Consider the following 18,948-nt stretch of genomic DNA (forward strand, 5'->3'; position numbering starts at 1 on the left):
CCCCTATTGTAAAGGAAAAGCGGGACAAATCTTCCCCCCGGCGGAAAAAGAAAATTCCACCTGTGGGGCGGTGGGACAGGCTTTTTTCTCGGCGCTCGCCCCCGTTTGACAAGGGCGGCCGATGCCGGTATGATAAAAGATATATATCTTGCCAAAAACGCCCCCGCGCTCTCCCGTTTTTTGCTGTGGCGAAAAATCCACACAAATTGAAAGGGGGCCCGCCCCGCCGCGCAAACGGGGGCGGGCGAAGCGGCGCCGAGCGCGCCGCACCCCCCTTTCCCTGGGGAAAGGGCCCCTCCCCCGCCCGGCAAAAGGGCGGGAGGACAGCGCCTCTCTGCACAGGGGCGAGGGGAAGACGATCACCGCCCCGGCGGGCTGCCGCCGAGGGCGCTCATAGAGGAGGAAAAAACAGAATGGACCCTGACGGGACTTGTTGGCTGATCCTCGCCCTCGGCTGCGCGCTGGGAGCGGCCCTGCTCACCGCCTTTTACCACGGCGCCCTCGCCGACTGGGACGACCGGCTGCGCAAACAGACCGACCTCGCCGGCGCCGACGCTGCCCTGGCCCGGCTGATGTGCGCCCCCCGCCGGGTGGAGGCGGCGGGGCTCACCGGCACCCTGGCCCTGGGCTTTGGGGGGCTGCTGGCCGCCCTGGCCGCCGCCCGCCCCGCCCGGCAGGCGCTGGGGGAGTTGGCCGGCGGCGGGGCCTGGTTTGCCCCGGTCTGGCTGCTGGGCTTCGCCCTTGTCTGGAGCATCCTCTTCGCCGCCCTCTGCCGCTTCTTCCCCGCCGCCCTGGGGCAGCGGTACAGCCGCGCCTGCGCCAGGGGGCTGCTGCCGGTCTACCGGCTGCTCTCCCTGCTGGCCCTCCCCCTGGGGCTGCTGGCCGCCGGTCTGGGCCGGGCCCTGGCCACCCTCTTTGGCGCCCGGGCCCCAAAAGGGGTCGAGACGGTCACCGAAGAGGAGATCTTGATGATGGTGGACGAGGGGGGCGAGACCGGGGTCATCGAGCAGAGTCAGAAGGACATGATCGCCAATATCTTCGAGTTTGACGACACCACCGCCGAGGACATCATGACCCACCGCACCGAAATCGAGGCGGTGGAGCGGGCGGCCACCGTTCACGACCTGGTGGAGGCGGCCATCCGCTCCGGCTTTTCCCGCATCCCCGTCTACGACGGCGACCTGGACAACATCGTCGGGGTGGTGATGGTCAAGGACCTGCTCCCCCTCGTCGAGAAAAACGACGCCGCCGGGCAGCGGGCCGCCGACTACGTCCGCCCGGTGCCCTATGTGCCCGGCTCGGTCAAGTGCCGCGACCTCTTTCAGTCCCTCACCCAAAAACACGCCCAGCTGGCCATTGTGGTGGACGAGTACGGCGGCACCGCCGGACTGGTCTCGATGGAGGACATCCTGGAGTCGATCGTCGGCAACATTCAGGACGAGTACGACCGGGAGGAGGAGGAGATCCGCCGGGAGGGGGAGGACGCCTACCTGGTGGACGGCTCCACCGACCTCGACGACCTCTGTGAGGAGCTGGGCATCGAAATCGACTACGACGACTCGCTCTACGACACGGTGGCGGGCTTTCTCACCGACCGGCTGGGCTTCATCCCCGACGACGGGGAGACCCCCTTTGTCGACTGCGGGGGCTACCACTTCCAGGTGGCCCGGGTCGAGGAGCGGCGTATCGCCCTGGTGCGCATCACCCGCCTTCCCCCCGAGGGGGAGACGGGCGGAAAACCGGCCGGCGACCCTGCCGGCCAACAGTAGAGGAGGGATCAGCCGTGCGCTACCGCACCCAAATCGCCGTTCGCTACGCCGAGACCGACCGGATGGGCATCGCCCACCACTCGGTCTACCCCATCTGGTATGAGCAGGCCCGCAGTGAGTTTGTGGCCGCCCTGGGCCTCCCCTACTCCCAGATGGAGGAGGAGGGGGTCCTCACCCCTTTGAGCGCCCTGGAGTGCCGCTTCAAGGGCAGTTGCACCTACGAGGACCGCCTCTGTGTCGAGGTGTGGGTCGACCGCTTGACCCCGGCCTGGGTGGTCTTTGCCTACCAGATTTTTAAGGAGGGGGAGAAGCGGCCCATCAACACCGGCAGCACCACCCACGGCTGGACCGAGCCCGACCTGCGCCCCCTCAATTTGAAAAAGCGCCGGCCGGACATCTACCAGCTCGTCCTCTCCGCCATGGAGGGGGAGGGGGGCTGACCGGCAGGCAGGCCAGCGCGCAAAAGGGCGGGGCATATCTTCTGATATGTCCCGCCCTTTTTCTGCGCCCCCCAAAGGGGGGATGCCGTCACAGCGCCGTCCCCCTTTGGGGGAGGAAGAGTCTGCCCATCTCCACCCTCTCCAGGGCCAGCAGGGCCGCTTTTTTGGCGATGCCGCCGGCGTACCCCGTCAGGCTGCCGTCCCGGCCCACCACCCGGTGACAGGGGATGATGAGGGAGATGGGGTTGTGCCCCACAGCGCCCCCCACCGCCTGGGCGGACATCCGTTCCCGCCCCTGGGCGCGAGCGAGGGCGGCGGCAATCTCCCCATAGGTGGCGGTCTGGCCGCGGGGGATCTGCAGCAGCATGTCCCACACCGCCAGGCGGAAGGGGGAGCCGCTGGGGGCCAGCGGCGGGGTGAAGTCCGGAACACCCCCCTGAAAGTACCGGTCGAGCCACCGCCGGGTCTCCTCAAAGACCGGCAGGTCCCACTGATGGTGCTCGGCATCCAGGGTCGCGGCGAAATATTTTCCCCCGTCGAACCAGAGGCCGCAGAGGTGCTCCCCGTCGCTTGACAGGGTGATCCCCCCGAGGGGGGAGCGATAGGTGGCGGTGTACTGCATAAAAGGCCCTCCTAAAATCGAATGAGGCGGCTTGATGAACTCATTTTACCATATTTCTATGGGGAGGGCCTCCCCCTTTTTCTGTCCTCCTTTCCCCCGCTCAAGGATCCCCACACGGCTGAAAAATCTGCCGGTTTTTGCAGTTTTCTGTCCTATCAGAGGGCAAAAAACGAAAAAATAAGAACAAATTGTGCACAAATCGTGAATATATGTTAAAATGGGGACAACTAGCCCCCTGCCCGTGCAGCAAAATCTCCCTTTTGCAGGGCGGGGAGCGGCGAGAAAATCAATTTGTTCGGCTGACGGGCCCGCCCCGACGGCCGCTCCCATGCAAGGAGGACATTTTGCAGATGGAAAAATTGAAAAAGTATCTGACACCGAAGGCCACCGGTTGGCTGGCCATCGGCATGGGCGGCGGAGCACTGCTCTGCTGGATCGCCCTGGGCATCGTCTACGGCAGCATCAAGAGCTACTTCACCAGCTTTGGCGCAAATGAAAAGGGCTTGGGCCTCATGGTGATCCTGCTGATGGTGCTGATGGTGGCCTTCTTTATCTCCCTGCTGGCCACCCTCGTGTCCGGCGCGGGCAACGGCATCCGCCTGTTTGCCTGGAAGGACCGCCGTCCCTTCACCATTGCCGCCTTTGCCGTGGCCTGCCTGAACCTGCTCTTTCTCTGCCTCAACTTCCGGGTCATCGGGTTCTGCTTCAGCCTCTTCTCTGGCAATGTCTACGGGGCTTTGGGCAGCGGCGCCAGCCTGATCACCACCCTTTCGCTGCGGCTGGGGCTGCTGCAGTTCGGCATGTTCCTGCAAATCGCCCTTGCCGGTTACCAGGTGTTTTTGATGGTCTGGGCGAAAAAACACCCGGCTGCCGCCCAGGTCTCCAGCGCCGTCGGCGAGGTGCCGGCTGCCGCTGCTGCCGGTGCCGTGGCGGGCGCGCCTGTCCCTCCGCAGGGCGGGTACACCGTTCCCCAGAGAGGATATGCCCCGGCTCCCCAGGCGCCCAAGGGCGAGGGGCTGAAGAAATTCAAAGAATTTGCCAAGAGCAAGGCCGGCAAGCTCACCTTTATCGGGGTCGCGGCGGCGCTGGTCCTCCTCATCGGCGGGGGCATCGCCATTTCGATCCTCACCCAGACCCGGCTGGACCTGGTCTCCAATGTGGAGTACACCCTGGAGGGCGAGTCGGGAGACGCCTACATCCTCCTCGACCGCGCCAATGTGGACTACGACTACAACGACAGCGACGTGGCCAACTTCGTCTCCTCCGTCAGCTACCAGTTTGAGCCCAGCGACGGCCTGAAAAACGGGGACAAGGTGGTCGTGCGGGCAGTCTACTCCAAGGAAACCGCCAAGCGGATGCACATTAAAATTAAGGAAGACGTGCGCGAAATCGAGATCACCGGCCTGACCGAGCGGTACGACAGCGCCGCCAGCATCCCCGCCGAGACGGTGAGCGCCGCCAAGACCCAGGCGGAGGCGCTCCTCTCCTCCAAGAAGAGCTCGATCCTCAGCAGCGCCTACGGCTTCTCCTACAAAAAGGACAAAACCATCGCCGGGCAGAAGTTGGTGGGCTCCTACTTCATCCACGACGAGCCGGGCAGCTACTCCGACGACGAGATCGTGCTGGTTTACGCCGTCACCGTCAAGGGTCAGCAGCAGACCTCCTACTACCCCGAGGAGGAGTTTGAGGACATCGAGAAGGTCTACTACTACATGGTGAAGGTCGGCCCCATCAACGACCAGTTCTCGGCCACCGACGCCAGTGTGAGCGCGACCAACATCTCCTACCGGGTGGAGAGCGACCAGGAAGTCGCCGCCTACGTCAAGAGCAACTTCAGCGGCTACGACAAGGTAGAGGCCCTGCCGGTCCAGTAGACAAAAAGATAGCATTCCCAGAGGGGGGTGGCCGGCGGAAACCGGCCGCCCCCCTCTTTGTGCCGCAGGGAAAGGGGGTTTCTCCCCCCGCCCGGCTGTGGTATAGTGGAAAACAGAGAAGAGAGGAGGAGCGAGGGATGGATTGGAAGATCGTCAAGGGGCGGGAAGAACAGGTGGAGGAGATCGCCGCCCTCTACGCCAGGACCATCGACGCGCTGGTGGAGGGGGTCAACTACACCGGCTGGCGGCGGGGCGGGTACCCCGGCGAGGCGACCGCCCGCGAGGGGGTCGCCGCCGGGACCCTCTACGTCGCCCAAAAAGAGGGGGCGATCGGGGGGACCATCATTCTCAACCACCTCTACGAGGGGGCCTACGAAAAGGGCAAGTGGGCCGTCGACTGCCCTTACAGCGAGGTTTTCTGCGTCCACACCCTGGTGGTGGACCCGGCCTGCCGGGGGCAGGGGATCGCCTCCGCCCTGCTGGACTTCGCCGCCGCGGAGGGCCGCCGGGCGGGGATGCGGGCGCTGCGGCTGGACGTCTTTGAGGAAAATGCGCCGGCCATCGCCCTCTACGAAAAGAAGGGGTTTGAGCGCCGCACCCGGGTGGATCTGGGGCTGGGCATCCCGGGGCTCAAATGGTTTTACCTCTGTGAGAAGCTGCTTTGAGGGGGTGAGCAGGGTGACCAACGAACAGATTTACCAGACGGCCCTGTGCCAGTCGGCCATCGACTGCGGCTGCCGGCCGGAGGACTTTTTGGCGGGGGAGAACCGGATCGTCCCCTCCCGCCCCCACGAGAGGGCGCGGCGGTACCTCACCCTCCCCTTCTCCTGCAACCTGGTCTCCTACGGGGGCGGGGTGGTGGCCTCGGTCAGCGGCGGGTTGGAGGGGGTGGTGGCCGCCTACCTGAACCGGTTTGACCCCGTCCACTGCTTTGAGACCCCCAACCTGCATGTCTTAAACGACGCCTTGGCGCCCCACGGACAGCAAATCTGCTTTATGGCCGAGTACTTTCTCCCCGACCTGCAGGCGCTGCGGCCCCTCCCCTCCCCCCTGCCCACCCGGCTGTTGGGGCCGGAGGAGTTGGCCCCCCTCTACCTGCCCCAGTGGAGCAACGCCCTCTGTGAAAAGCGGCGGGAGCTGGACGTGTTGGCGGTGGGGGCCTACGACGGGGCGGAACTGGTGGGGCTGGCCGGCTGCTCGGCCGACTGCGAGGAGATGTGGCAGATCGGCATCGACGTACTGCCCGGCTACCGCCGCCAAGGGATCGCCGCCGCCCTCACCAGCCGGCTGGCGGCGGAGACCCTGCGGCGGGGCAAAGTGCCCTTTTACTGCGCGGCGTGGTCCAACATCCGCTCGGTGCGAAATGCCATCAAGAGCGGGTTTCGCCCTGCCTGGGTGGAGATGACCGCCCGGGAGCGCGCCTTTGTGGAGGCGTGCAACGGCAACCCGTGACCAAAAGAGCGCCGACTTTTTAGCCGGCGCTCTCGCTCTTTCTGTGGGGTTTACTGGCCATCTGCCGCTAGGGCGGTGGTGTCGTGCATCCAGTCCTTTAACTGAGGGTAGAGCTTGCGGTACTGCTCGAAAAACGCCTGGTAGCGGGCGTGGCGCGCGGGGTCGGGGAGGATCCGCTTCTCCATTACCACCATGGCCTCCGAGGCGGTGGGCAGGTCGGGATATGCCCCCAGCCCAACCGCCGCGCAGATGGCCGAACCCAGGCAGGAGGCCTGTTTGTCCCGGGGGACGAGGATCTCCACGTTGCTGATGTCGGCGTGGATCTGCAAGAAGAGGTCGCTCTGGGCGGTGCCGCCGCTGATGTGCAGCCGCTCCACCGCAAAGCTGTTCTCCCGCAGCTGGCAGAGGAGGTTTTCGGTGCCGTAGGCGATCCCCTCCAGCAGGGCGCGATAGAGGTGGGCCCGGGTGTGGTGGAGGGAGAAGCCGTAGACCAGTCCCCGCACGTTCCCATCCAGGTAGGGGTGCTGGTTGCCCTGCCAGTAATCCAGGGCGATGAGGCCGCCGCTGCCGATGGGCAGACCCTCTGCCTCCCGGTCAAGCAGGGCGTAGACCGACTCGCCGCTCTCCTCGCAGCGGGCGCTCAAGTCTTTGCAGAACTCGCCGATGAACCACTTGAGGATGGAGCCGGAGCTGACCTGGCCCCGGTAGGCGGTGTAGTAGCCCTCGATGAGATTGTCCGGCCCGGCGTTGACGGTGGCCTCGCCGAAGGGGGGCGGGTCGGGGGTGAGGACCATGGCCAGGTTGGAGGAGCCGGTGATCAGCGCCACCTGGCCGGGGCGGCAGGCGCCCATCCCCAGAATGCCGATGGAGGCGTCGATCCCCCCCTGGCAGACCAGGGTGCCGGGGCAGAGACCCAACTGGGCCGCCGCCTCCTCGGTGAGCCCGCCGATGGGCTGCCCCACCCGAAAGACGCGTTCGTCGGGGAATTTGTCCAGGGCGTCGGCCAGGCCGATGGCCCGGTAGAAATCCCGGTGAAAGTCCCCCAGCCGGGCGTCGTACCCCCAGTTGCAGCTGCAGTTGACATTGATGCTCCACAGGCCGGTGAGGCGGTAGGTCATCCAGTCCTGGTACTCGCAGAAGACCTGGGCCCCCTCGTAGTGTTCGGGCTCGTTCTCCTTGAGCCAGAGCAGTTTGGAGGGCATCCACTCGGGGGAGAGGTTCTCCCCCGTCAGCGCGCGGATGCGCTCGGCCTGGGGGGCGCTGCGCACATCCATCCAGATCAGGCAGTCGCGCACCGGGGTGCCGTCGCGCTGGCAGAGAAGGACGCTGCAGTTGGTGGTGTCCACCCCCAGCGCAGCGATCTGCCGGGGGGAGATGCCGCTTTTCTGCAGCGCCTCCCCCACCGACTGCACCAGCGCCCGCCACCAGTCGGCGGGGGCCTGGTCTGCCCAGCCGGGGTGGAGGTGGGCGGTGGGATAGGGCGTGCTGGCAAAGCAGGCGGGGTCCCCCTGCAGGTCGTAGATGCCCACCCGCATCCCCCCGGTGCCCCCGTCGATGCCCATGACGTACTGTTTCATCAAAGTCCCCCTTTCGCAAGCCCGCCGCGACGCGCGGGCAGAGACCAAAAGGGCCGGCGGTGAACTGCAAGTTCGCCGCCGGCCACTTGCGCGCAGGAAGCGAGCTCTATTTCCGGAATGCCTTGACTGTATTCATAAAGTCGACCACCCGGTCGTAGTCGGTGAAGTTGTCAAACTTCCCGTCCTTTTTGAAGGTGGTCCCCACCACCGCGCCGTCGGCGATGGAGAGCTGGGTCTCGATGGTCTCTTTTTTGCAGCCGGTGTTGCAGAAGACCGGGGTGTCGGGCAGGGCGTCCTTCACCTTTTTGAGCACCTGGGTGTCGGTGGACTCGCCCGCGGTGAGGCCGGAGACCAATATGGCGTCGGGCTTGTCGTTGAAGTTGGTGGAGCGGGCGATGTCGACGATGTCCCGGTCCCCCAGGTAGGCAGCGGCCTCGGGGAAGATGTTGAAGAGGAGTTTGACCTTCCCCTTCAATCCCAGGTTGCGGTGGTGGCGGACGATTTCGCCGGTGTTGGTGTTCCACAGCCCCAGGTCGCCGGCGTAGACGCCGGACATGACCTCCCGCACAAAGCAGGCGCCGGTGGCGGCGGCCAGGTCGAGGGAGGCGAAGGGGTCCCACAGCATGTTGACCCCAAAGGGGATGTGGATGTCCTTTTTCAGCTCGCCGATGACCCGGGCCATGGCGGCGGTGGTGGCGGGCTTGACGGTGGTCAGGTAGGGCAGGGAGAACTCGTTGGAGAACATGACCGCGTCAACGCCGCCCTCCTGCAGGGCCAGGAAATCCTCCCGGGCGCGCTCGACGACCCAGTCCATCCCCTTTTCCTCGTCGAAATAGGGGTCGCCCGGCAGGGCGCGGACATGGCACATGGCGATGATCGGCTTTTCGGTGGAAAACAGCTCTTTGACCCAGGACATGAAACTCCTCCTCACAGACAGGCCCCGCAGGGCGTTTGGTTGATTTGTCATTTATTATACTCCTGTAAAAAAGCGGGCGAAACCCTTTTACCGCCTATCAAATCGACGAAATTGCAAGAACAAAAGACAGCAACTTTCACAGTCTCGGGGAAAAAGAGAGCAAGCGGCCGATCTGTCGAGATTTTGGCTTTTCAATTGTGAATGTTGAAAAAAGAAAACAGGGCAATTGCAAACTGGCGTCAGTTTAGTATAATGGGAGCAGAACCGGCCACGCGAGACTTGAAAGGGGTGCGCACATGCTTGACAAACAAGAGATGAGACCGATCCTGCGGGAGTTTATGGAGACCCCCCGCCTCTCCGGCTTCGAGGGGCCGATGGCCCGTCGCTTCTGCGAGGAGATGAAAAAATACACCGACTCGGTGCAGATCGACCGGCTGGGCAACGCCATCGCCACCTTCCCCGGCACCGACCCCCAAGCGCCCAGCGCCATGGTCCTCTCCCACCTGGACACCATCGGCTTTATCCTCACCCGCATCGACGAGGGGGGCTTTCTCTTCTTCGACCGGATGGGCGGGGTGCCGGAAAAGGTGCTCCCCGGCATCGCCGTCGAGGTGGGGGACGAGGACGGGGGCTTTCACCACGGCATCATCGGCTGCCGGGCCTACCACATCCAGAGCCCCGAACAAAAGAGCAAGGTCGACCCCATCGGCAACCTCTTCATCGACATCGGCGCCAAGAGCCGGCAGGAGGTGCTGGCGATGGGCATTCAGGTGGGTTGCCCCGCCATCTACGCCCCCCGCTACATCGAGCTGGTGGGCGACCGGATCGCCGGCTCCTACATCGACGCGGCGGCCGGGCTGACCAACCTGGTGCAGATCGCCTCGGCCCTGGCCGAGCGCCCGGCCCGCGCCACCGTCCACCTGGTTGGCACCGTCTGGGAGGAGTTTTCGGCCCGGGGGGCGATGATGGCGGCCCGCACCGTCAAGACCGACCTGGCCTTTTCCCTGCTGGGGCCAGGGGCGGCCGACACCCCCGACCAGCGCGGGGCGGTGAGCAACGTGATCATGGGCGGCGGCCCGGGGGTCACCCTCTTCAACTTCCACGGCAAGGGGACCCTCAACGGGAACATCGCCCACCGCGGCCTGCTGAAACTGCTGCGGGAGGCGGGCGAGGAGACCGGCATCCCCCTGCAGCGGCACGCGGCCCGGGGCGCCCTCTCGGACACCGCCTACCTGCAGTTGGAGGGCGAGGGCATCCCCTGCATCGACCTGGGGGCGCCCGACCGCTACAGCCACTCCCCCATGGAGACGGTGGACCTGGGCGATCTGGAGCAGGTGGGCCGCCTGGTGAGCGCCGCCCTCTACCGGCTGGACAGGGATTTCGACCTGGGCAGATACCCCGCCTAAAAGCCGGGCAGAGACAGACAAAAAGAGCGCCCGAACACGGCATTGCCGGTGTTCGGGCGCTCTCTTTTTTGCAAAGGGGGCCTGTTACTGTGCGGTGTCTTTGCGCCCGCGGCGCTTGAGCACCAAGACGACGGCCAGGGTGGTCAGGGCGACGGCGCCCACGCCGATCCCCGCGATCGCCACGGGGGAGAGTTGGCTGCCGCCGGGGCTCTGGGCCTCGGGGACCTCGGGGTCGGGGATGGTTTCCTCCTGGGTCTCCTCGCCGGGTCCGGGGGCCAGGGGGGTCTCCTCGTCGGGGATCTCCTCCCCTTCGGGGGCGGCGGGGGTGGTGCCTGGCGTTGTCCCCGGGGTGGTGCCCGGCACCTGCTGGTACTGGGGCACCTCTTCGGTGACGGTGTTGGTGTGCACCACCGGGTCGTAGTAGAAGGTGAGGACGTTGGCGCTGCTGTCGGCGCCAATGGTCAGGGTCTGGCTGGCCGCCAGGGCGGTGAACTCGGCCACGGTGGGGGCGCTGAAGGTGACGGTGGCCGCGTTGCTGGCCACCCCCTGCAGGGCGGGGGCCACCTCGGCGCCGGTCTCCCGGTCGACAAAGCGGACGGTGTAACCGTAGGTGTCGCCCTGTTTGGTCAGCCCATAGCTGGCCACGGTGGTGATGTCGCCGGTGGCCGGCTGCCCGTTCTGGTAGCCGGGGGCGGCGTCGAGCACCTCGTAGCGGGGCTCGGTCAGCTGGATCTCGCCGGGGTTGGGGGCGTCGGGCAGGACGGCCCCGACCGGCACCAGGATGGAGAGGCTACCGGTGGCCTTGCTGAGTTGGTAGGAATAGCCGGTGTCCTCGATTTTTTGCAGGTAGCTCTGGGAGAACCGCCCGTACTCGCCGGGGCGGAAGGTCACCACATAGCCCTTGTTGCCGGCGGCGTGAACGGGCAGCGCCATCAGCGACAGCAGAAAGGCCAGCGCCAGGGTGCAGAGCCGCTTGGTCAGGTTGCGCATCTCGTTCACTCCTCTTCTCTGTGTTTTTTTTTCAGGATGATCAGCAGCGGCAGGGCGATGAAGGCGGCCGCCGCCAGCAGGAAGATGGGGGCGTAGTCGCCGGTGAAGATGGTTTCGCCCGGCACCCGGTTGACCACCGTCTCGGTCTGGGGGGTCACCTCGGCGGCCTGGAAGGTGAACTGGATCAGCCCTTCACTGGCCTGGTAGGGGTTGCCCAGAGAAGCCGCGTCGGGGAGGAGGGAGAGGGTCACTTCGGCCTGTTCCCCCGCCTCCAGGGTGGCCACCAGGCGGTAGCCCTCCAGCTGGCTGTTGAGCTCTTTTAGCTCCTGGCTGTCGCGGCCGCCCACCAGCGCGCCGGTGGTCTCGCCGGTGGCGGGGTCGTAACCGTAGAGGACGCTGGTGGTCTCGCCGCTCTTGCAGGTGAGGCGGACGGTGTACCCCGCCCCGGCGGCGCCGGCCTTTTCAAGGGTGTTGAGAACGTCGGTCTTCATGTAGAAGTTGGCGGTGGTCCCGCTCTTGTTTTCGAGCAGGAGGGTGTCGCTCGCCTCCACCCCCGGAAGGATGGAGGAGAAACCGCTCATCTGACCGGTGCAGACCAGTGCGTCACCGGTGTAGGCGACTTCGCCGCTCTCGGCAGCAAAGCCGGTCGCCGGCGCAGCCGCGGCCAGAAGCAGGGAGAGGATCAGGCTCACTGCGCCCATTCGTTTTTTCATCTCTTGTCACCTGTCTTTCTGCCGTTACTGCTCAATGGCTGTGATGTTGCCGTCCTCGTCCAGCTGGGCCAGAACGCCCCAACTGGTGAGGATGCCCTTCTGGTTGACATCGCCGTGTGCGGCGCCGGCGAACTGAACGCCCTCGGCCACCGCCTCTAAGCGGATGGTCTTGTCGGTGTACTCATTGCCCAGCGCGGCGTCCACCGCGAGGGACTGGAGAAGGGCCTCGCTCGCCTCCTGGGGGGAGATGGGGCGGCAGAAGTAGAAGGTCTGGGTCTCCCCGCTGGAGAAGGGGGGATTCGACTCCAGCCAGCCGCTGCCGGCCGGTGCGCTCACCTGGATGGCCGAGCCATCCAAGTCGGTGCGCTTGCCGTTGTTCTCTTCATCTGCCCAGTACTTGGTCACCGTGACCCGCACATAGGCGGCCACGGAGCCGGTGTTTTGCACGCTGTACACCCCGGCTTTGCCGGTGGCGTCCGCCAGGGCGACGGTGTCGCCGGGCATCACCGGCTGGGTCAGCTGGTACTCGGCGGCCGGCGATCGGGTCTGGCCGTCGGCCCAGCCGATCTGCAGGGTGGTGGCGGCCAAGGGGGCGCCCACAGCCCGGTCGCCTTCGATCTGGCCGGCGGCCAGAGAGCCGCCGACAGCGGTTGCCGCAACCAGGACCAGCGCCGCACCCATCAGCAAAAATCTCTTTTTCACTTGAAACGCTCCCTCTTCTTGATCTTGTCTGCAAACGCCCACAGCAAACAGGCCAGGGCAAAGATCGCGATGCAGACCGCGATGCCGCCGACGGAGTGTAAAGCCGTGGAGACGGCGCCTAAAAGCGGAATGGAAAACAGGACTTCACCGGTCACCCGGCCGTAGGCGACCGGGGTCACGTCGGGCTGTGCGTTGGCATCGCCCTTGGTGATGATCTCCCTTTTCTGGGTGTCGTTTTGCACCACCCGGTGCACCTCCACCAACTCGGTGGCGCTGCCCAGGGAAAAGGTGATGATCGCCCCCTCCGCCAGCTCCTCTGGGTTGCAGGACTTGGCGTAGATGGCGCTACCCACCGGAAGGGCCGGCACCATGCTGGGGGTGAGGACCGAGTAGACCTGAAAGCCCAGCAGCCGGGGCAGGACCAGGGGAAGGGTGAGGAGGGAGAGGCCGATCATCAGCGCCGCTGCTGCAGCGCTGAGAAGTTTTGCCTTCACGGCGCCCCCTCCTTTCCCGATCGGTTTGCCCTGCCCGTCTGGGGCAAAGGGTGAAACTAGTTAAACAGAGCCTGGAGCTGGGTCGCCGTGGTGTTGGCAGCGGGGTCGAGGCTGGGGGCCTCCAGGTTCTTTTGCTGCACGGCGGCGGCCGAGACGCTCAGGGAGAAACCGGCCTGGGCGTAGTTGTTGTCCCACTCCTCACCGGGGATGGCGAAGTGCTCGAACAGGGTCACCTGGTTGGCGGGATTGACGGTCTCACCGGCGGCGGGGGTGGTGTAGCTGACGGCCTCTTTGTAGTAGCAGAGGAGGGCGTCGCCGTCCCGGCTGACGATCCACTTGTCGGTGTCGATTTCAGCGGCGACCAGGTCCAGCAGTTGGCTGCTCACCGACGCGCTGTTGATGTTGGCGTCTTGGCTGTTGGGGACCTCGGCCTGGGCGGTCACCCGAATGGCCAGGTAGCAGGGCTGCGAGCCCTCTTCCACGGTGGCGCCCACCGTCTTGCTGATCAGGTCGCCGGGCATGATGTCGACATAGCCCAGGCCCTTGCCCTCGTTGTCGTTCACCGCGGTGACCATCTCTTTGCCGTCCACCGTGCCGGCAGGCGAGGTGTCGACGATGCCGATGTCCACCTTGCCGGTGGTGAAGACGTTGTCGCGCTGGGCGGTGGTGTCAGTGAAGTAAGCCAGGGTCCCCCCCACGGCGATAACGGCGACCAGCAGCAGGCTGGCGGCGGCGATCAGTGCGTTTTTCCGTTTCATCATTCAAACCCCTTTGCTGTTTTGGTGTGGTTGGCTTGGCACTAGGCCAGGGTGAAGTTGGTGCCGGCCTTGGCGTTGAGGGCGGTCAGGGCCAGGGCGGCGGTGGTGTCGCTGCCGCTCATCCCCTCGGACTGGATGCCGTAGGCGTAGAGGGAGATGGAGGGGATGCTGGCGGGCTTTTCGCTGTAGTTGGCAAAGGTGACCTTGCTGAAGACAGGGGTCAGGTCGCCGGTGGCCTTGACGGACTTGCTGTACTTGTAGACGCCGTTGGTGCCATCTTCAGCGGTGATTTTGGTCCAGTTGGCTGTGTCGATGTTCAGGCTCATCAGGTTGTCGTCCACCCCGCTGATGATCACAAAGATGTCAGCGCCGGTGGTGGGGACAGCGTCGACCGAGACAAACGGGTCTTTGGGAACGGCCTTGTTGGGGTAGATGTCCTTGTAGGTGTTGGCCTTGACCTCGTCGGTGCCCAGCTGGTTGGTGTTTTGAATGTAGTTGTGCTCGTTGAGGTCGATGGCGAGTCCGTCGCTGGCGGAGAAGGCGTTTTCCACCTTCTCGGTGGTGCTGACGAAGTAGGCCAGGGTGGCGCCGATGGCGACCACAGCGACCAGGGCCAGAGAGAGGGTCATGACGAGGATGTTTTTCTTTTTCATTTCAATGCTCCTTTTCAAGTTGGCGGTCAAATGTGTTTATGTGAGGGGCTTTGCAGGCCCCAAAAACCGAAGGGTGTCAGGCGTCGCCCGATCGGGGGCCGCCGGCCTTCTCCTTCTCCCCCGCGGCGACGATGGCGGGGATGAAGTTGAGAAGGATGATGAGGATGGCCAGACCGCAGGCGGTGAAGATGCCGGTGGGGGTCCGAATGCCGGTGGTGATGTAGCCCAGCAGGGGGAGGTGGAAGGCGACCCGGCCGAACACCTGGGAAAAGGCGATCTCCCCGTCAGGGGCGTCGTTGGCGTCCCCCTGGGTCACCAGGGTGCGGGCCTCGCCGTCCACGCTGAGGACCCGGTGGGTGACATAGGTGCTGCCGTCGGGCAGCAGATAGGTGCAGACGTCGCCGACTTGCAGTTGGGACGCCTCGGTGGGCTTGACGCAGACGATGCTGCCTACCGGAATGGCCGGCTCCATGCTGCCGCTGAGGACGGCCATCTCCCGGTAGCCAAGCAGCATGGGGATCAGGATGGCCAGGGCCACCGCCGTCAGGGCGGCCAGCAGCAGGGCGGAGAGGATGTTGCAGATTTTTTTTGCCATCGGTCTTCTCCCCCGCGCCCTAGAACAGGGCTGCGATGGCGGGGAGAGAGGTCAGGCCGCCGGGCTCTGCGAGGACGCTCTCCTGGTAGATGGTGACCGAAAAGCCGGTCTGCTCCAGAAAATCGCTTAAAGTCTTGGGCTGTCCCTCGCCCCCGTAGAGGTCTTTGCCGATCTTTACGCTGTACATCAGCGGCGGGGTGGTACTCCCGGCAGGGAGGGGGGCGCAGTAGTAGAAAAAGCCCGATTTCGAGGTGTCGCCGCTCGCCCTGCTCCAGTCGGTGCGGTTGACTTCAATGTAGACCTTGCTCTCGTCTTTCATCGAACTGCCCTTGGGGACAAACAGGAGATCGCTCTCGGCCACGCCGGAGACCATGATCCGGGCCCGCACATAGGCGGGGGACTTGCCGGTGTTGACAATGGACACCGTCTTGTTGCCCAGGGAGTCGTCCTCCTCGATGTCGGTGGTCATGTCGGCGGGAGAGAAGCGGTTGGTGACCGCGCCGGTGCCCGACGCCTCATAGGCCAGGGTCGAGCCGATGCCAAAGACCAGCGCCGCCGTCAGAAGGGAGAGCAGCAATTTTTTGCGGTTTTTCCAAAACGCCTTCATGGGTTTCTCCTTTCTGCACTAGTTCTCGTCTCGGTCGTCGGGGGAGGGGACCAGGTCGTCCTGCTTGGGGACGATAAAGACCAGCTTCCCGTCCTCCACCTTGAAGACGTTGCGGGTGGCGCTGCTGTCGGTGGGGATGTCTCCGCCGCTGTACCGGTTTTGGAAGGTCACCTCCCGGTCGAGGGCAGAGGCATTGTACTGCCGGCAGTCGCCGTCGTCAAAGCCGACGCAGAGGGTGGCGGCGGCGCCGTTTTGGGCAAAGTGGCCGGGGCGGTCGGCGGTGATGCCGGCCAGGGTGTAATTGAGGTTTTCCAGCTCCTCCACCCGGTAGCTGCCGATGGGGACCGCGATCTCGGCCACCAGCTGGCGGCCATTCCCGGCGGCGTTTCTCATGTCGATGTGGTAGTAGTGGGTCACGCCGTCCTCGCCGGTGAGTTTGAAGCTAAAGACGGGGTCGCCCTTTTCCAGATTTACCTGGTCGAGCTGCTTGTAGATGCGCAGGGTGCCGTGGTTTTGGCGGTAGCTGTTGACCAGGGTGAGGGTGGCGGGTCTGCCGGGGCGCAGGGTGACGGTGGCCTTCGAGGAGTCGACGCTCACGTCGTATCCCTCCACCTCCTCCCCCGTCTCGGAGAGGGTGTACTGCCCGGGCAGCAACTGCTGGGTATAGGTGAAGGTGTTGCCGTCCCAGTGGCCGCTGGGGTTGTCGCCCTTGACGGTGAAGGCGGTCTCGCCGTCGCCGTCGGTGACGGTAAAGGTGAGGGACTTTTTGAGGGCGGCCAGCTCCTGGTCGCTCAAGGGCCCTTCGATCACCTTGCGGATGGTGAGGTCGGCCTTTTTCAGCTGGTTGGTGACGGTGACGGCGCTAATCCGCTCGGCCTGCACCACCCCTTCGGGGATCTTGCCGGCGCCCTTGCCGTCGGTGTCGATGGAGGTGGCGTTTTTCACCTAGTACTGGGGGGCCAGGTAGTTGTCTCCGGGGGAGACCTCCACCACCTGGAAGCTGCTGCCCCAGATGACCCCGGGGATGACCGCCTTTTCGTCGGCCTTCAGCGGGATGACGCCGTTGGACGTGCTCTTTTTCACCCCGCTGTCCAGGTCGAGACTGCTGTCCTCGCGGCTCATCAGGTAGTACTCGCCCGCGTAGGCCTTGCCGCCGATCTGCACCTGCATGTCAAAGCTCTCGTCGGAGGACGCGCCCTGCATCACCTTTTCCACTGAGAGGTTGTAGAGGTTTTGCACCAGGCAGCGGTTTTCAAAGGTGACGGCGGGCCGTTCCTCCACCACCAGGTCCTCCGACTGGTAGACCTGGGTGGAGCCGTCGGGTCCCTCCGCCTTGGCGGTGGTGCTGTTGACGATGACCTCGTACTTGTCGGAATAGGCGCCGATCTCGCTGGCGCGGTAGACGGTATTTGCCTTGATGTTGTCGGCCAGGGCGGCATACTGTCCGTGTTTGAGGGTGAAGGTGCCGTCGCTGGTGGTCCCCTCCCGCACCTTCTGGGCGCTGCCGTTCACATCGGTGTAGACGGTGTAGCGGCCGGTGTAGGGGGTGTAGCGGCCGCCGTCTTTCAGCTCGACTTTAAACTGGAAGTCGGCGTCGGCAAAGTCGGCCATGTTGGTCTCGGTAATCTGTTTGCGCACCAGGATGGTCTCGTCGGGGATGGACTGGAGGTTGAACTTGATGCGACAGTTGGAACCGCCGGCACCCCGCTCCATGTAGTAGTAGCGGAAGGAGTGGGAGCTGTAGTTCTGAAAGATCCAGTTGCCGTTTTTCTTGACGAAGTTCTTGTTTACGTAGTCTTGGCCCTTGGCCGCTCTCATGATTTCGTAGAGGCTCTTGGTGACCACCTGATTTCCGCCCTTTTGGGTGTAGACGTGGTCGATGGTGACCTGCCCGGTGGCGAAGTTGATGGAGCCGCTCATGGCGTCGTGGATGCCGCCCATGTCCAGCACCAAAACCCCGTCGATGTAGATCCAGACGTCGTCATCGCCGGTGAACTCGAAGACCATGTCCCGGTTGCCGATCTTGCCGTTTTTCGGCTGCATGAAGTTGAAGTCCATGGAGAGGCCGAAGTGGTAGTTGGCGCCGCCGTTCAACGTCTGGCTGTTTTTCAGGTCGTTGAGGGGCAGGAACTTGGGGGTGGAGGGGGAGGTGTCCCCCGGCTTGTAGGGGGTGCTGTAGACTTTGAAGTTCTTGTCGTTGTTGTCCACGATGGTGGCGAAGTTTTTGGCCGCATCGTAGATGTAATAGCCCTCGCCGTCCTGGTAAAACAGGTGGTTGAGCCCGGTGCGGGCCGAGACCATCCCGTTGCCGTCACCGACGGCTTTGGGGTTAAACAGGTAGCTCAAGCTGGTGCCGTTGCTCAGGCGGGGGTAGGCGTTGCTCTGGGTCTGCATGGTGGACTGCACCGCTCCCTGCACCACCCCGCGGCCGCTCTTCCAGCCGTTCCAGGTGCGGCTACTGTCCCTGTGCTCGGCGCCGGAGCCGACAAAGGAGATGTAGTTGTCGTATTCGTTGGCCTTGGAGCCGTTATAGTCAAATAAGTTGAGGTGGATCCCCCGCGAGGCGCTGTCCACAGTTTGGATGGTGCCCAGGGAAGGGCCGTCACCGGGGGCGGCCAGGGCGGCGGTGGGCGCCAGGTTCGCCAGCAGGGCGGTGGCGAGCGCCGCGCTGAGTAAACGGCCGAACAGTTTTCGTTTCATCATTGCTGCCTCCTAAAGGGATGGTGTAGATGGGGCTTTTGGGGCGCCGGCTTCACGAGAAGGCGGCGGAGGGCTTGTCGCCGGGGGGAGAGGTCTCTTCCAGGGCGCTGTCCATCAGCTTGATCAGTTCCAGCGCGCTGCGGAAGTGGCTCTGTTTTCCCTCTTCCAGCCAGGTGACGGTGCCCTGCCAGGTGGCGTTTTGCCGGTAGGCGACCTGGACGGTGAAGGTGGCGCGGCCACCGGTGTGACCGGACAAGTCCTCGATCGGCTGTCTGTCCATACATGTGTTCCCCCTTTGTGCCGGCCGAGGGGAGAAGCTGCGGGCGAGCAGCCCCGGCTGCGGGTAGTTCCAGTTGTCAAAAAGTGTTTCGGCGGCGAGGAGTAGGTGTTCTGCGCCGTCAAATAAGACGGGGGCGGGCGCGTACCGGTGATAGAGCCGGCCGCGAAAAGAGCCGGTGCTCACGGCGTCCACGCAGATGCAAATGGCGTTCCTGGCGTGGCTGACATCTGGTGCGGGCATACCCCTCCCCCCTTTCTCTCTGTATGGCTTTACCATATCAGCAGCGGGTAAAAAACGGTTAAAACGGGGAGCGGAAAGGGGGAAACTTTTCCAATTGTTTCACCGGGTGTCAAAACGACAGAAAGCGCCCCCGCGCACAGGGCGCGGGGGCGCGAGGGAG

General features: G+C 64.6%; 20 protein-coding genes. 6 read left to right on the top strand and 14 right to left on the bottom strand.

Annotated elements, in window-relative coordinates; translation table 11 throughout:
• Positions 1-413 precede the first annotated feature (413 nt).
• Together GT748_RS08325 and GT748_RS08330 are read left to right on the top strand one after the other, a co-directional pair.
• A complete protein-coding gene (locus GT748_RS08325) occupies positions 414-1,769 on the top strand; it encodes a hemolysin family protein (RefSeq protein ID WP_161222333.1) in 1,356 nt (451 codons plus the stop codon).
• A gap of 14 nt (positions 1,770-1,783) precedes the next feature.
• Positions 1,784-2,209, top strand: a complete 426-nt coding sequence (locus tag GT748_RS08330; protein WP_021659053.1) for an acyl-CoA thioesterase — start codon at positions 1,784-1,786, stop codon at positions 2,207-2,209.
• Positions 2,210-2,297: 88 nt separating this feature from the next.
• On the opposite strand, the gene GT748_RS08335 is transcribed toward GT748_RS08330, so the two are convergent.
• Positions 2,298-2,831, bottom strand: a complete 534-nt coding sequence (locus GT748_RS08335; protein WP_161213495.1) for a methylated-DNA--[protein]-cysteine S-methyltransferase — start codon at positions 2,829-2,831, stop codon at positions 2,298-2,300.
• 350 nt (positions 2,832-3,181) lie between these two features.
• On the opposite strand from GT748_RS08335, the gene GT748_RS08340 reads away from it, so the two are divergent.
• The 3 genes from GT748_RS08340 (at position 3,182) to GT748_RS08350 (ending at position 6,157) form a co-directional block, all read left to right on the top strand.
• Complete coding sequence (locus GT748_RS08340) at positions 3,182-4,705, top strand: hypothetical protein (protein WP_021659050.1); 1,524 nt, start codon at positions 3,182-3,184, stop codon at positions 4,703-4,705.
• 137 nt (positions 4,706-4,842) lie between these two features.
• A complete protein-coding gene (locus GT748_RS08345) occupies positions 4,843-5,370 on the top strand; it encodes a GNAT family N-acetyltransferase (protein ID WP_021659049.1) in 528 nt (175 codons plus the stop codon).
• 13 nt (positions 5,371-5,383) lie between these two features.
• Positions 5,384-6,157: a GNAT family N-acetyltransferase gene (locus tag GT748_RS08350; protein ID WP_161222334.1), complete on the top strand. Its 774-nt coding sequence runs from the start codon at positions 5,384-5,386 to the stop codon at positions 6,155-6,157.
• A 50-nt stretch (positions 6,158-6,207) separates the two neighbouring features.
• On the opposite strand, the gene GT748_RS08355 is transcribed toward GT748_RS08350, so the two are convergent.
• Positions 6,208-7,734, bottom strand: coding sequence for an FGGY-family carbohydrate kinase (locus GT748_RS08355; protein ID WP_021659047.1), 1,527 nt, complete (start codon positions 7,732-7,734; stop codon positions 6,208-6,210).
• Between the two features lie 106 nt (positions 7,735-7,840).
• Positions 7,841-8,701, bottom strand: a complete 861-nt coding sequence (locus GT748_RS08360) for a BtpA/SgcQ family protein (RefSeq protein ID WP_353590291.1) — start codon at positions 8,699-8,701, stop codon at positions 7,841-7,843.
• Between the two features lie 245 nt (positions 8,702-8,946).
• Between GT748_RS08360 and GT748_RS08365 the strand changes: the two genes are divergently transcribed.
• Entirely contained in the window at positions 8,947-10,056 is a 1,110-nt protein-coding gene (locus GT748_RS08365; RefSeq protein ID WP_021659044.1) for a M42 family metallopeptidase, read from the top strand.
• Positions 10,057-10,140: 84 nt separating this feature from the next.
• On the opposite strand, the gene GT748_RS08370 is transcribed toward GT748_RS08365, so the two are convergent.
• The 11 genes from GT748_RS08370 to GT748_RS15530 all read right to left on the bottom strand — a co-directional run bounded on the left by GT748_RS08370 (position 10,141) and on the right by GT748_RS15530 (position 18,788).
• Positions 10,141-11,046, bottom strand: a complete 906-nt coding sequence (locus GT748_RS08370) for a hypothetical protein (protein WP_143161580.1) — start codon at positions 11,044-11,046, stop codon at positions 10,141-10,143.
• 5 nt (positions 11,047-11,051) lie between these two features.
• Positions 11,052-11,759 carry a hypothetical protein gene (locus GT748_RS08375; RefSeq protein ID WP_154668915.1) on the bottom strand — a complete coding sequence of 236 codons (708 nt, stop codon included), beginning with the start codon at positions 11,757-11,759 and terminating at the stop codon, positions 11,052-11,054.
• 24 nt (positions 11,760-11,783) lie between these two features.
• Entirely contained in the window at positions 11,784-12,461 is a 678-nt protein-coding gene (locus GT748_RS08380) for a hypothetical protein (protein WP_021659041.1), read from the bottom strand.
• A complete protein-coding gene (locus GT748_RS08385; RefSeq protein WP_052537622.1) occupies positions 12,458-12,955 on the bottom strand; it encodes a signal peptidase I in 498 nt (165 codons plus the stop codon). Before GT748_RS08385 ends, GT748_RS08380 begins: the two co-directional genes overlap by 4 nt.
• Before the next feature lie 56 nt (positions 12,956-13,011).
• Complete coding sequence (locus GT748_RS08390; protein ID WP_044992284.1) at positions 13,012-13,713, bottom strand: SipW-dependent-type signal peptide-containing protein; 702 nt, start codon at positions 13,711-13,713, stop codon at positions 13,012-13,014.
• A gap of 41 nt (positions 13,714-13,754) precedes the next feature.
• Complete coding sequence (locus tag GT748_RS08395) at positions 13,755-14,366, bottom strand: hypothetical protein (RefSeq protein ID WP_021659038.1); 612 nt, start codon at positions 14,364-14,366, stop codon at positions 13,755-13,757.
• A gap of 76 nt (positions 14,367-14,442) precedes the next feature.
• Entirely contained in the window at positions 14,443-14,961 is a 519-nt protein-coding gene (locus GT748_RS08400) for a signal peptidase I (protein ID WP_161213494.1), read from the bottom strand.
• 19 nt (positions 14,962-14,980) lie between these two features.
• Positions 14,981-15,568: a hypothetical protein gene (locus tag GT748_RS08405; RefSeq protein ID WP_021659036.1), complete on the bottom strand. Its 588-nt coding sequence runs from the start codon at positions 15,566-15,568 to the stop codon at positions 14,981-14,983.
• 18 nt (positions 15,569-15,586) lie between these two features.
• A complete protein-coding gene (locus tag GT748_RS08410) occupies positions 15,587-16,513 on the bottom strand; it encodes a DUF5979 domain-containing protein (RefSeq protein WP_161213493.1) in 927 nt (308 codons plus the stop codon).
• On the bottom strand, positions 16,514-18,268 hold the full coding sequence (locus GT748_RS08415; RefSeq protein ID WP_161213492.1) for a DUF7601 domain-containing protein: 1,755 nt from the start codon (positions 18,266-18,268) through the stop codon (positions 16,514-16,516).
• 52 nt (positions 18,269-18,320) lie between these two features.
• Positions 18,321-18,788, bottom strand: a complete 468-nt coding sequence (locus GT748_RS15530; RefSeq protein WP_243148095.1) for a hypothetical protein — start codon at positions 18,786-18,788, stop codon at positions 18,321-18,323.
• Positions 18,789-18,948: the final 160 nt, after the last annotated feature.

The sequence above is a fragment of the Bittarella massiliensis (ex Durand et al. 2017) genome, assembly GCF_009876955.1.
In the GTDB taxonomy this organism is placed as follows: Bacteria; Bacillota; Clostridia; order Oscillospirales; family Ruminococcaceae; genus Bittarella; species Bittarella massiliensis.